Origin of the sequence: Bifidobacterium sp. M0353 (assembly GCF_016100645.1) — a bacterium.
Classification (GTDB): Bacteria; Actinomycetota; Actinomycetes; order Actinomycetales; family Bifidobacteriaceae; genus Bombiscardovia; species Bombiscardovia choladohabitans.
The window spans coordinates 498,464-511,285 of the sequence record NZ_JACFSB010000002.1 but is presented as its reverse complement, the minus strand read 5'-3'; the positions used below and the strand labels follow the sequence as shown (position 1 = coordinate 511,285).

Annotated in this window: 8 protein-coding genes and 1 pseudogene; 1 reads left to right on the top strand and 8 read right to left on the bottom strand. The window is 61.6% G+C overall.

The features are described 5' to 3' along the window. Nucleotides 1–6: 6 nt before the first annotated feature. Nucleotides 7–1,359, bottom strand: a complete 1,353-nt coding sequence (rmuC, locus tag H3V04_RS07635; protein WP_198187874.1) for a DNA recombination protein RmuC — start codon at nucleotides 1,357–1,359, stop codon at nucleotides 7–9. Between the two features lie 176 nt (nucleotides 1,360–1,535). Between rmuC and H3V04_RS07630 the strand changes: the two genes are divergently transcribed. Further along, nucleotides 1,536–3,611 (top strand): hypothetical protein, encoded by a 2,076-nt coding sequence (locus H3V04_RS07630; protein WP_198187872.1) that lies wholly within the window; start codon nucleotides 1,536–1,538, stop codon nucleotides 3,609–3,611. Between the two features lie 74 nt (nucleotides 3,612–3,685). Here H3V04_RS07630 and clpB read toward each other — a convergent pair whose 3' ends face one another. From clpB to H3V04_RS07595, 7 genes and pseudogenes are all read right to left on the bottom strand, one after another. Further along, entirely contained in the window at nucleotides 3,686–6,457 is a 2,772-nt protein-coding gene (gene clpB / locus H3V04_RS07625) for an ATP-dependent chaperone ClpB (RefSeq protein WP_198187870.1), read from the bottom strand. 156 nt (nucleotides 6,458–6,613) lie between these two features. Then, the gene (locus tag H3V04_RS07620; protein ID WP_198187869.1) at nucleotides 6,614–7,429 is read right to left on the bottom strand and encodes a fumarylacetoacetate hydrolase family protein; all 816 of its coding nucleotides are present in this window, start codon (nucleotides 7,427–7,429) and stop codon (nucleotides 6,614–6,616) included. Nucleotides 7,430–7,495: 66 nt separating this feature from the next. Further along, nucleotides 7,496–8,314, bottom strand: coding sequence for a YggS family pyridoxal phosphate-dependent enzyme (locus H3V04_RS07615; protein ID WP_198187868.1), 819 nt, complete (start codon nucleotides 8,312–8,314; stop codon nucleotides 7,496–7,498). 130 nt (nucleotides 8,315–8,444) lie between these two features. After that, complete coding sequence (gluQRS, locus tag H3V04_RS07610; RefSeq protein WP_198187867.1) at nucleotides 8,445–9,488, bottom strand: tRNA glutamyl-Q(34) synthetase GluQRS; 1,044 nt, start codon at nucleotides 9,486–9,488, stop codon at nucleotides 8,445–8,447. Nucleotides 9,489–9,575: 87 nt separating this feature from the next. Further along, on the bottom strand, nucleotides 9,576–10,922 hold the full coding sequence (locus tag H3V04_RS07605) for an amidohydrolase family protein (protein WP_198187866.1): 1,347 nt from the start codon (nucleotides 10,920–10,922) through the stop codon (nucleotides 9,576–9,578). Between the two features lie 178 nt (nucleotides 10,923–11,100). Further along, nucleotides 11,101–11,804, bottom strand: a pseudogene (locus H3V04_RS07600) (MIP/aquaporin family protein). A gap of 197 nt (nucleotides 11,805–12,001) precedes the next feature. Beyond that, nucleotides 12,002–12,820, bottom strand: a complete 819-nt coding sequence (locus H3V04_RS07595; protein ID WP_198187865.1) for an energy-coupling factor ABC transporter ATP-binding protein — start codon at nucleotides 12,818–12,820, stop codon at nucleotides 12,002–12,004. Nucleotides 12,821–12,822: the final 2 nt, after the last annotated feature.

The window sequence follows — 12,822 nt, the reverse complement described above, 5'->3', positions numbered from 1 at the left end:
CGGCACTCACTGCCCTTGGTCAGGCAAAACTTCCGGAGCGGTCAGCTCCCTGATATTGCCCTTGTCTGAATCGATCATGTCGACCGAATCGATGACCTTGGAGGGATCCATCTGCTGCAGCTTGCGGGCGGTGACCAGAACGCGCGACTCCAAAGAGGAGGTGAACTTGTTGTAGGCGGTCACCGTGGCGGTGATGGAACGGCCCAGTTTGTTGGCCCGATCGCCCAGAACCACAAAACGGTCATAGAGCTCGTGGGTGAGCGTAAAGAGGGTGCGGGCGTCCTCGGACAGGTTCTGCTGCTGCCAGGCGTAGGCCACCGACTTGAGCACAGCCCAGAGGGTCACCGGCGAGGTCAGGGCCACTTTCTGTGCGAAAGCATCGTCCATCAGGGTGGGGTCCACCTCCAGGGCGGCCTGCAGAAGTGAGTCGTTGGGAATGAAGGCCACCACGAAGTCCGGGGCCGTCTCGAAGGCGTTCCAATACTCCTTGTCGGCCAAGGCCTTGACGTGCTCTCGCAGGGCCCGGGCATGCGCCTTGAGCAGCTCGTCCCGGCGGTGCAGTTCGTCATCGGAAGCGGTGTCGGGGATCTCGCAGGCCCGCTGATAGTCGGAATAGGGGGCCTTAGCATCGATAGGAATGGTCTTGCCGCCGGGTAGATGAACCACCATGTCGGGGCGCAGAACGCGGCCATCCGAGGCGGTGACCACAACCTGGGTGTCGAAGTCGACATGCTCCAAGAGCCCAGCAGACTCGACAATATTCCTGAGCTGAGCCTCGCCCCAGGCGCCGCGTACCTTGTTGTTGCGCAGGGCCGAAGCCAAAGAGCTGGTCTCCTTGTCCAGTCGCCCCTGCTGCTCGCCCAGACTCTTCAGCTGCTGCCCCAGGGAGCCCATCTCCTGCTTGCGGCCCTCCTCGATCTGGGCCACCTTGTGCTGGAGGGCGTCCAGATTCTTCTGCACCGGAGCCAAGGCCGAGAGCACCTTGCTCTCCTCCTCGAGATTCTGAGCCTGCCTGCGCCGCTTCTCCTCCTCCTGAGCCTGTGCACGGCGGCGCTCCTGCTCGATTCTGATCTGCTCGGCCTGCTGGGCCTGGGCCAGCTGGGACTTGACAAAGGAGAGCTCGCGGTTCAGGCCGTCCACCTTGGTCCGTGCCTCCACCAGAGCCGCATCGGATCCATGGAGCCGTTCCTGGGCCTGATCCAGCTGCGAGCGCAGCTCATCCACCTGGCCGTCGGACCCCATGCCGACGGCCCTCCGACCCTGGGCGCGACCCAGCACATATCCGGCCAGTCCTCCCAGGACTATACCGATCAGCAGGAGAAGCACCACCATGACCACCGATGACGTAGAATCGAACATATGTTCTAGTAAACCTCCAGCACTGGACCCGAAAACCAGATCGGCACGGCAGGCTGTCGGCGATAATTCGAGAATTCGTTTTTTCCGCAAGGAATCGGCCTTAAGACCGGTGCCGGGCCGCGATGAAGGGCAGAATGGGAAATATCAAGGGGTTGGAGCAAGACCGAAGGAGATCCGTGGGTATCGATATCTTCCTGGCGATAGCCGATCTGGTCGTGGCCTGTGCGGTCACCTGGCTGATCATCTGGTACTTCCTTATGCCGTCGGCCCACGCCAACGACCAGAATGCAGGCGCGGACTCCCCGACCAAACGCCCCTGGCGCGATCCCGAGGATTGGGGCAAATGGGGGGCCGATCTGGACTCCCGCAGCCACCGTCTGCTCAGGCCGACCATTGTAAGCGCCCTGCTGACCGCGCCCGTCCTGGTTCTGGATCTGTTCGATCGCTTCGGCCCCGATCTGATTCCCTCCTGGCTGACCAGTCCCTGGGTCCAGGCCATTCTGATAACCCCGGTCATCTTCTACTGCGGCCGCGGAATACTCATGGACGGGTGGACGGCCATGACCGAGCACCGCTGCAGCCCCGATCTTCTGGCCATGCTGGCCACAAGCCTGGCCTACCTGTACAGCCTTGCCACCTGCCTGGCCGGGTCCCTGCTGCCTGAGGGCTCCCGATCCCCCTACTTCGATCTGGTCGGCGTGGTCATCACCCTCCTCTTGCTGGCCCGGGTCATCGGCACCAGAATGGAAGCCTCCCTGGTGGCCTCCTTGAACCACCTGACAGAGATCCGGCCAGCCTCAGGTCTGGTGGCCGATTCCGAACATCCGCAGACGGTTCCCGCCCAAATCCTTGCACGCGACCGGATCCACCCAGGCGATCTGCTCCTGGTACGCACAGGAGAGCGCCCAGCCGCCGATGGGGTTGTGGAGTCAGGGTCGGCCCTGGTGGACGACAGCGAGTTGACAGGCGGTGACAGACCCCGGCCATGCGGACCCGGCGACCGAATCCTGGCCTCCAGCAAGGTCCTGGAGGGCCGACTGTCCATCCGCGTGGATGCCGCCGGCGACAACACCTATGCAGCCAGGCTCGTGAAAATCATTCCCCAGGCCCTGGTCGAGCGATCCCCCGCCATGCGCAGGATGGATCGTATCGTCCATACAGCCATTGCATTGATCATGATTCTGGCTGCCTGGACCTTCATGCTCTGGCTCATGCTGGGACCGCAACCCCACCTGGCCCACGCCGTAGGCAATGCAGTCTGTGTACTGACCATCGCCTGCCCCGCCGTCGCAGCCATGACCATCCCTATGGCCTTCCGAACCAGCCTGGAGACGGGCCTGGCCCATGGTCTGCTCTTCACCTCGCCACGGGCCATGAACCACCTGGGCCGGGTACGCAGCCTGATCCTGGACGACTCCTCTCTGCTGGATACCGCCGACTCGGAGGGCCAGGGAGTCAACGCGGAATCCCTGACCCGGACCGCCACCCATCTACGTTCCCTGCGGGTACGCAGCCTGATCCTGGATGGGAGCCGACAGCCGGACGACAGGATTGAGCGGGCAGCCCGTCAGGCGGGTGTGGATATGCTGATCACCCGGCTGACCCCCGAGCGCAAGCGCGAGTGCATGGATCGGCTCAATCACGACCTGACCCGGACCAGCAGAGGCATCCCAGCGGATCGGACCGGCCAAGACACCGCCTCCGCCGCAAAGCAGGGGCGAACCAGCCTGGTGGCTCTGGCGGCTGGGACCACAGCGGATCCCGGGCTGACGGACAGAGCACAGGTGGGCATCACGTTGGGTCCAAAACTCCAGGCTGACACGGATGATGCCGCAGACGACATCGCCCTGCCGCAGCCGGACCTGATCCTGCACCAGGGCGACCTGGACGGGACCAGCAGGGCCATAGAACTGAGCCGAGCCACCACCCGGGTCATCAGGCAGAACCTGACCTGGTCCACCATCTACAACATCATCGCCCTGGTGATTGCCACCGGAATCTGCCAACCTTTCCTGGGCTGGATGCTCAACCCCATGATCGCAGCAGTAACAGGGGCCCTATCCACCATCCTGGCCATGCTCAACGTTCGTCGTCTGCACCGGCTGCGGCACCTGCGCCGCCGCTGGCTGCACCTCGCCCTGATCGACACGGACCAGCTTCCGACAGTCGCTGCACGGCGCCCTCAGATCATCGTCGACAGCCAGTGGGAGTCCATGCAAGAGGGCAAGGACCCGGCTGCAGCTATGGATTGAATCGGCAAAAATACCATAGGATGCAAATCGGGGTCGGTACCGGGATAATCCCTTGGTGCCGACCCTAATTTATCTCAGCGAGTCCGGGCCTGACCCTGATCGTCGCCACGCGCGGCATGACGACCACGGCCACCATCGCGTCCGCCATCGTCGGCATCGCCATCAGCTGTCACATCGTCGACCGTGACCGAGTCATCGACCAGATTCTCAGTGGGCCAGGCGGTCAACTCCAGGTGATCGCCACCGGTCTGGTCCACCAGGACCGTGTCGCCGTCGTGGACCTTGCCAGCCAGCAGCATCCTGGCCAGCTGATCGCCCACCTCGGTCTGGACCAACCTACGCAGAGGACGAGCGCCGAAGGCCGGATCGTAGCCCATGTTGGCCAGCCACTCCCGAGCGGAATCGGTGACATCCAGGGTGATGCGCCGGTCGGTCAGCCGCTGGGCCACCTGCTTGACCTGGATGTCCACAATGGAACCCAGCTCGTCGCGGGTCAGCGGATGGAAGATGACCAGATCGTCCAGCCGGTTGATGAACTCGGGCTTGAAGTTGGCGTGCACCGCGTCCATGACGGCCTTGCGCTTGGCCTCCTCATCCAGGTCGTCCCGGACCAGGAACTGTGAGCCCAGGTTGGAGGTCATGATCAGAATGGTGTTCTTGAAGTCCACCGTCCTGCCCTGGCCATCGGTCAGCCTGCCGTCGTCCAGAACCTGCAGAAGCAGGTCGAAGACCTCAGGGTTGGCCTTCTCCACCTCATCGAAGAGGACCACCGAGTAGGGCCGCCGACGTACGGCCTCGGTCAGCTGGCCACCCTCCTCGTAGCCCACGTAGCCGGGGGCAGCGCCGATCAGGCGGGAGACCGAGGCCTTCTCCATATACTCTGACATGTCGATGCGGACCATGGCCTTCTCGTCGTCGAAGAGAAAGTCGGCCAGGGCCTTGGCCAGCTCCGTCTTGCCCACGCCGGTGGGGCCCAGGAACATGAAGGATCCGGTAGGCCTGTCAGGGTCGGCGATGCCGGCACGCGAGCGCCGAACTGCGTCGGATACTGCATGGATGGCCTCCTGCTGGCCGACCACCCGCTTGCCCAGGTAGTCCTCCATATGCAGGAGCTTCTCGTTCTCGCCCTCCATGAGCCGTCCCACAGGGATGCCGGTCCAGTCAGAGACGATTTCCGCCACGGAATCCGCATCCACATGGTCAGGAACCATGGGCTCCTGGGCCGGACCGCCGGCAATGTCAGCCCCATCGGGACCCGCATCATTGGCGGTATTCTTGGCCTGCTCGGCGGCGTTCTCCGCCTGGGCCAGCTGCTTGCGGATGCCAGGGATCTCCCCGTAGAGGATGCGGGAGGCCTTCTCCAGATCACCCTCGCGGGTGGCCTTGTCGGCCTCGACCCGCTTGGCGTCCAGCTGGGCACGCAGGTCACCGACCTTGTTGTGACCGGCCTTCTCGTTCTCCCAACGGGCCTTGAGACCGCCCAGCTTCTCGCGGGAGTCCGCCAGCTCGGCCTGCAGCTTGCTCAGACGGTCCTTGGAGGCCGGGTCATCGGCCTTCTTCAGCTGCATCTCCTCCATCTCCAGACGGGTGACACGACGTTGAAGCTCGTCGATCTCCTCAGGCTGAGAGTCCAGCTCCATCCGCAGGTGGGCAGCGGCCTCATCAACCAGGTCGATGGCCTTGTCGGGCAGCTGACGACCCGAGATGTACCGGTTGGACAGGGTGGCCGCAGCCACCAGGGCATCATCCCCGATGGTCACCTTGTGGTGGGCCTCGTAACGCTGCTTGAGACCACGCAGGATGGCCACGGTGTCCTCCACGGAGGGCTCGCCCACGAAGACCTGTTGGAAGCGGCGCTCCAGAGCCGGATCCTTCTCGATATTCTCACGGTATTCGTCCAAGGTGGTGGCGCCGATCAGGCGCAGTTCACCCCTGGCCAGCATGGGCTTGAGCATGTTGCCAGCATCCATGGAACCCTCGGCGGCACCAGCACCGACGATGGTGTGGATCTCGTCGATGAAGGTGATGACCTGACCGTTGGCGCTCTTGATCTCATTGAGGACGGCCTTGAGTCGTTCCTCGAATTCGCCACGGTACTTGCTGCCAGCCACCATGGAGCTCAGGTCCAGGGAGATCAGCCTCTTGCCTTGCAAAGTTGTGGGCACATCACCAGCCACGATGCGTTCGGCCAGACCCTCGACCACGGCTGTCTTGCCCACACCGGGCTCGCCGATAAGGACGGGGTTGTTCTTGGTCCGCCGGGACAGGATCTGCATGACACGACGAATCTCCTGGTCCCTGCCGATGACCGGGTCCAGCTTGCCCTCCTTGGCCTGGGCGGTCAGATCGGTGGAATACTTCTCCAGGGCCTTGTAGGTGCCCTCGGCGTCAGGGCTGGTCACCTTGGCACCGCCGCGCACCTGGGGCACGGCCTTGCGCAGGGTGTCGGCCTGCAGGCCGTTCCGGTTCAGGATATCGGCGGCCTGCGAGGGACCCTGGGCGATGGCGATGAGCAGGTGCTCGGTGGAAACGTATTCGTCCCCCATGGCCTGCATTTCCTTCTCGGCCTGAGCCAGGGCCATGCTGAGCTGACGGCTGGCATCGGGCTGCGAAGCCGTGGATCCGCTGGCTGACGGCAGAGCCACCAGGGCCTGACGGACCTCGGCTCCGACCCGCTGACTGTCACCACCGGCTGCCTGAATCAGTCCGGGAACTACGCCGGACTGCTGACGCAGCAGGGAGTCCAGCAGGTGGAGCACATCCACCTGGGGGTTGCCGGCCGCCGAGGCCGACTGGATGGCATCGCCGATGGCCTGCTGAGCCATGGTGGTGAAGTTTTCGTTCATAGAGCATCCTCCAACATTCTTGGCGGGGCCAGCCGAATCATTCACCCGGCCTCGTCACGGGTTCATCTGTCTTCTACAACAGCGAAAGGAGGATACCTATTCCCAAACTTGAGCCTAAACGACTCAAGTTTTACCTTGCTTTGTTCCTGTTATTTGCTACTCATCGATGACCACGTTGCGCAGGTATCCGATTCCCTCCACCTGGACCGTGGCCTCATCACGGTTCTTCAACGAACCTGTGGCGTTAGGGGTACCGGTCATGATGACATCGCCGGGCAGCAGGGTGGCGAAGCTGGAGATGAAGGCGATCTGTTCAGGGATGGAATGGATCAGGTTGGCGGTGGTGCCGCTGGCCTCAGGCACATCTTCCCCGTTGAGCCTGAAGGAGATCTTCGCATCCCGATAGTCCAGGTCGGTCTCGATCCAGGGCCCGAGGGGGCAGGCGGTGTCAAAGCCCTTGCAGCGGGTCCACATTGGGTCGTTCTTCTGCAGGTCACGCAGGGTCACGTCATTGACGCAGGTGTAGCCCAGCACGTGGTCCATGGCCTCGTTGACGCTCACCTTCCGGGCCATCCTGCCTATGACAACGGCTACTTCGGGCTCGTAATTCATGTCCTTGCTGTAAGAGGGCTTGACGATGGGGTCGTCAGGACCGATGACCGAAGTGGAGGGCTTCATGAAGAGCATGAGCTTCTCCGGTGGCTCCGGGTTCGAGGATTGGCCATGCTCAGCCATGTAGGCGGCGTGGGCGCGGTAGTTCTTGGCTGCTCCGTAGATCTTGGAGGGGATGACCGGGGCCAGCAGCCGCACATCCTCGTCGTCCAATGGGTAACGCTTGCCGGTGGGTTCGACCTGCTGGCCGGTCAGGGGGTAGCCGCTCAGCTCGACCAGGTAATCCTTGCCGTCCTGCTTGTCGGTTTGCACGAAGGCGTATCGTGGGGTGTCCTTGTAGGAAAAACGCGCGATTCTCATAGGGCACAGTCTAGCCCCAGGCCGGGCCTCTTGACGGGATCGGGTTCCCAAACGAATGGTGGCTGGTCAGATAAACGCCCGTGGGCCGAAGATGGCTGTGCCTACACGGACCTCGGTAGACCCCTCAGCCACCGCATACTCCATGTCTCCGGTCATTCCCATGGACAGCATGGTGCAGGTGTCGGTGCCCGGCTCCCCCGAATCCCTGATGTGGTCGCGCAGACCGCGCAAATGGGCGAATCCGCTCCTGATGATGGCCTCATCATCCACATGCGCACCTACGGTCATCAGCCCCTTAAGCTGAATCCCCTCCATAGCAGCCAGCTCATAGGCCAGATCCAGGGCCTGGTCCGGAGCACATCCCGACTTGGCCTGCTCGCCGGACTCGTTGACCTCCAGGAGTATGCCCATAGTTCTTCCTGCAGCCAGTGCCCGCGTGGCCAGCTTCCGAGCCAGCGAGGACCCGTCGACCGACTCGACCGTGTCGACATATGGCAGGATCTTATTGATCTTGTTGGATTGGAGCTGCCCAATAAGGTGGAAGCCCAGACTGGTGCTTGATGAATCACTGTCTACAAGGTCGGTGCCAAGAGCCAGTCCCCTGTCCCGACAGAGCTCCAGCAATCCCTGGGCCTTGGCGGTGACCTCCTGGGGACGGTTCTCGCCGATCCGACGCACCCCTGCATCGATGGCTGCCATAATCTCGCCCACATCGCGGGTCTTGGTGGCCGCCAGCAGGGTTACCGAGCCTTCTTTTCGACCAGCGGAGTCTTCCGCTTTGGCGATCCTGTCGGCCACACGCTTGACCCCATCCGCAATCTGCCCGGCCCGTTCCCTGCCGATCTGCCGATTGCCCAGATCCTTGTGGTCCATATAGGCGACCATGACCCGCTACCTCCTTAAAATCCGGAAGCCTTGACTGAGGCCATGGTAGCCAGTGGCTCATACCGACAAACCCACAAGCCCGGGAGAAAGCGGATGTCGGAAACGAGCGACCTAATTCGGGTCGAAGAAACTACAGACTCGGCTTTGTGTCAGAAACGTTCAGCCCGCTCAGATCCAGCTGTCGGTCCCTGCGGTCAGCAGCCAGAGTGTTCCACGTGAAACCATCCAACAGTTCCTGCGCACTGGCAGGTCTGGGACGGTCCAGGAGTCCCAGAAGCCAGCCACAGACCCCCAACACCTGCCTGGACGACCAGCCGTCTCTTCTCAGTGATCCCAGGTCCGGTGAGCCGAAACGCTTGGACATCCTCCTGCCGTCCACGCCATCGATCAGCGGCAAATGGGCATACTGAACGCGAGGAGCCTGCGGCTGAAGATGATTCCGGATCCACATCTGAATGGCCGTGGACCTCAGCAGGTCCCTTCCCCGCACGATCTGATTGACGCCCATGGCCAGGTCATCCACCGTCACCGCCAGCTGGTAGGAAACCAAACCATCCGAACGTCTGACGACCACATCACCGACCTGCCTGGACAAATCGAAGGACTGGGGGCCAAAAACCAAATCGTCGAAGCGACAGATGGCATCCGATTCGTCGGGCTGATCAGGGACTGCGATTCGCAGGCTGTGCCTCTGCGCCCGGGCCAGCCTTTCACTGACCACCTCAGGGGAAAGTCCTCGGCAAGTGCCCGGATAGACGATGAATCCGTCGCCTTCATTCGGCGCCGATGCCGCACGGATGTCGGCACGGGAGCAGAAGCAGGGGTAAATCAGCGGCTGCCCGCCTACCAATTGCTGCGATTCCAGCTGATTCAATGCCTGAGTGTAGGCATCGGCGCGCTGGGACTGGTAGACCACCTCGCCATCCCAATCCAATCCCAGCCATGCCAGGTCGTCCATGATCCAGCGATCAGCGTCCTTGACCACCCGTGGTGTATCTATATCTTCTATACGAAGCCGCAGAACCCCGCCAGGCCCTTGTGACCTGACACCAAGCCAGGCCGCCAGACATGCATAGATATTGCCCAGATGCATTCGCCCGGTCGGCGAAGGCGCCAACCTTCCTACGACCTTGGCCTGACCGGCCTGGTCCACTCTCGGTTCTCCCTTGTGCATACCGACATGCTTGCATACCATCCGGTCATCGATGAATCATCAGTGAGCCAGATGAGTACACACCTCTGAAGGCCTCAAGACAAATGGTCAGAAGCTGTCGAGTAGGCGGTCGATTTCCTCGAAGTGCTTGACCTCAGGACGCCAGACCGGCTTGCCACGAACGATGACCAGCTTGGGATCAGCCAGTGTCCGCACATTCTTGGCAGGGTCCTCGTCAAGGACGATCAGATCCGCATCCTTGCCCGTGTCGACAGAGCCGGTGACATTGTCAAAGCCCAGGTTTCGGGCATTGACCTGGGTGGCGGCGTGGAAGGCCTGCGCCGGAGTGAAGTCAGCGTACCGCACCAGATAGTCGAGTTCTCGCCAAGTGCCGTACTGGGGCACGAAGGTCATGCCGGTGTCGGTGCCGACGCCGACGGCAATGCCGTTCTCATGAGCCTGCTTGGCGCTCTTGACCATGCCGTCGACGACAAGCTCGGAATTGCCACGAACTATGTCGCTGATTCCCAGCTCCTGCTGACTGATCTTGACCAGCGGCAGCCCGGCGGACAAGGTGGGGTCCAAGGCCGAGAAGCCACGAAGCGAGCGCGGATTGTCAAGGAAGAGCCCGATCATCTCGTCGTCAAGGGCACTGCCATGCTCGATGGTGTCCACGCCAGCCTTGAGAGCGGCTTTGACCCCCTCGGGGCTCTGAGCGTGTGCTGCGACGAGCACGCCAAACTCATGGGCCTCATCGCAGACGGCGGCCATTTCCTCCTCGGTCATCTGCGGGCTGCCGGCCTCGCCAAGCTTGGTGGCATCGGTGACGCCGCCGGTCGCAGCCACCTTGATGGCATTGACCCCGTGATCCAGGTTCTCCCTGGTCCGACGCCTGGCCTCTTCAGGAGAGGAGCAGGACAGGGCGATGAAGGGATCGCCATGCCCTCCGGGAATCGCCAGGAGGGGGCCGGCAGCCAACATGCGGGGGCCGGTCAGCTCGTCAGCATCAATCCTGTCGCGCAGACGAACCGCCTCATAGCCCACATCACCCAGGGTACGAATGGTCGTCACTCCCGAATTGAGCAGCGTGGAGACGTTGCCCTTGATCCTGGCGTCCATAAAGACTCTGCCGGCAGGACTGTGCACCACTTTCAAAGCAGCGTCGACCACACGCGGCGACAGGTCCGTACCGCCAGACAGGGGCTTGCCGTCGGCAAAGAGATGGGTATGGGCGTTTATGAGTCCGGGAGCCACAAACTTGCCCGTAGCGTTGATCCGATGATATCCGGAAGGCACGTAGGCCAGTGGGGTCGGGCAGACCTGCTCTATCCGGCCGTCCGCGGATACCAGAACGGACATGTCCTTCTGGACCGTGCCTTTTTCGTCACCGGTCGCGATACTGGCATGCTCGAGCACAAACGGCTCGCGCTCTTTCCTGCCTTGAAGACGCCCCATGGTCGTACCTGCCTTCCCATCTCCGATGCGCTCATTGCGAGGAATCGGGCATATATGGTCAATCATATCCATGGCAGGTCGAACCATTCAAGCCTGACTACGCACAGGCTTGACTATGCAATGAATAAGGTCCTGAACCTCCAAAACAAAGCATGTGACCTTGTCACCAAGCCGCTGATCAGGCAGCGAAAAGACTCTTGAAAATCACGGCTCCTACGATGGCACCAATGATGGGCGCCACCACCGGAATCCAAGCCTCGCCTCAGCGTGAGTCCCCCTAATTGGGCACGGGCAGAATCCAGTGCAGGAAGCGCGGCACCAAATCGCCTGTGGGGTTCAGACCGGGGACGGTGGGACCGCCCAGAGAGGTGACCCCCACCCCCCCCCCAGACGATCAAGCCGACGATGATGGAGGCGGCAGCCAACCCCTTAGATCCCCATGGCCCCTGCAGACAGCAGAGGACTCCCAGGACCAGCACCGGGGTGCCAAGCCAAAGAACTCATTGACAAAATAATCGACAGGTGATCCCGAGGCATCAGTGGTGCAGAAGGTGCCCGGAATCGGCACAGGCTCCTTAGTTACGCGGTAGTGCGGGAAGTAGCAGACGTAGACGACCAGCTACGCCAGAATATAAGGCAGAACCTGGCTCCATGAGGAGATGCCGATGATGGCTTGCCCCAAAGTCATGGCCGGATTGATGTGGGCTCCGGATATCCCACCGGGCATGAGCACGGGAAACATGACTCCGAAGCCATATCCCATGCCATGACAATAGTGAGCCAGCGGGAATGGTGGCCCTTGGTGCCCTCCAGATCCACGTCGGCGACCGCGCCGTTCCCGACACATTCAGCGGCCAACCTGGTCATGAGCGAATATTCCACTCGATCCTTCACACCAACCGGTCATACATGGGCCAAGGCATGGGCATCATTCAATAAAAACATGTGGTGACACCAGTCCGAGAAGCGCTCACGATCTCCATTGATCCGAATAATTCGTTGAATTCCGATCAACCAGTCACTTGGACTGCGTAGACTGCCGGAACATTGTCCCAGGGGGGAGGGGGGGGGGGGCAATATCACCGATTCGTCAGTAATGATGTCTGCGGCAGGGCCGCCATGAAATCCTCGGAGGTGAGCACGTCATGGAAGCCCCAGGCCTGAGCTAGCTGCGCCAGGTAGGGACGGACCAGATGGGCCTGTTCAAGCAGATCATCGTCCCTGAAGATTCGATCGATGGGCCCATCCATGTGGATCCGTCTGTCGGCCATGACGATGCCACGCTGGAAATGACGGGTAACGAACTCCATGTCATGGCTGATGGTGATAACTGTCTTGCCCATTGCCGTCACCTGCTGGATTATCCCTGCCAGCAGGTCCGTAGCTGCCCTGTCCTGACCGGCGGTAGGCTCGTCCAGAATCAGCACCCGGGGATCCATGACCAAAGCCGATGCTATGGTGACAAACTTGCGCTGCGAGAAGGGAAGATCATAGGGATGGGAATCCAAGCTGTCTTCCAAACCGCAGACTTCAGCAGCCCAAGCGACCCGCCCCCCGATACGGTCCCGGGCAACATGCTTTTTCACCAGCCCATAGGCTATTTCTCGGCGGATGCTGTCCTGGAAGATCTGGTCGTCCGGATTCTGAAAGACATAGCCGACCTTGGCTGCCACATGGGCGGCATCCTCTTGATCCGTGGCGGTCCCGTCCACCATGACGCGACCATGCGTGGGCTTGAGCAGTCCGTTCATAAGCTTGACCATGGTGGTCTTGCCGGCCCCGTTGCGGCCGATGATGGCAACAGCTTCCCCAAGCTCGCATGACAGGCTGACCTCCCGCAGAGCCTGATACCCGTTTGGATAGGTATATCCGACCTTGTCCAACTCAAGATAGGCCATCT

Excerpts from the sequence above, each read along its gene's own strand:
- gluQRS (WP_198187867.1), bottom strand. The coding sequence starts at position 9,488 with ATGCACAAGGGAGAACCGAGAGTGGACCAGGCCGGTCAGGCCAAGGTC.
- H3V04_RS07605 (WP_198187866.1), bottom strand. The coding sequence starts at position 10,922 with ATGGGGCGTCTTCAAGGCAGGAAAGAGCGCGAGCCGTTTGTGCTCGAG.
- H3V04_RS07615 (WP_198187868.1), bottom strand. The coding sequence starts at position 8,314 with ATGGTCGCCTATATGGACCACAAGGATCTGGGCAATCGGCAGATCGGC.
- clpB (WP_198187870.1), bottom strand. The coding sequence starts at position 6,457 with ATGAACGAAAACTTCACCACCATGGCTCAGCAGGCCATCGGCGATGCC.
- rmuC (WP_198187874.1), bottom strand. The coding sequence starts at position 1,359 with ATGTTCGATTCTACGTCATCGGTGGTCATGGTGGTGCTTCTCCTGCTG.
- H3V04_RS07595 (WP_198187865.1), bottom strand. The coding sequence starts at position 12,820 with ATGGCCTATCTTGAGTTGGACAAGGTCGGATATACCTATCCAAACGGG.
- H3V04_RS07620 (WP_198187869.1), bottom strand. The coding sequence starts at position 7,429 with ATGAGAATCGCGCGTTTTTCCTACAAGGACACCCCACGATACGCCTTC.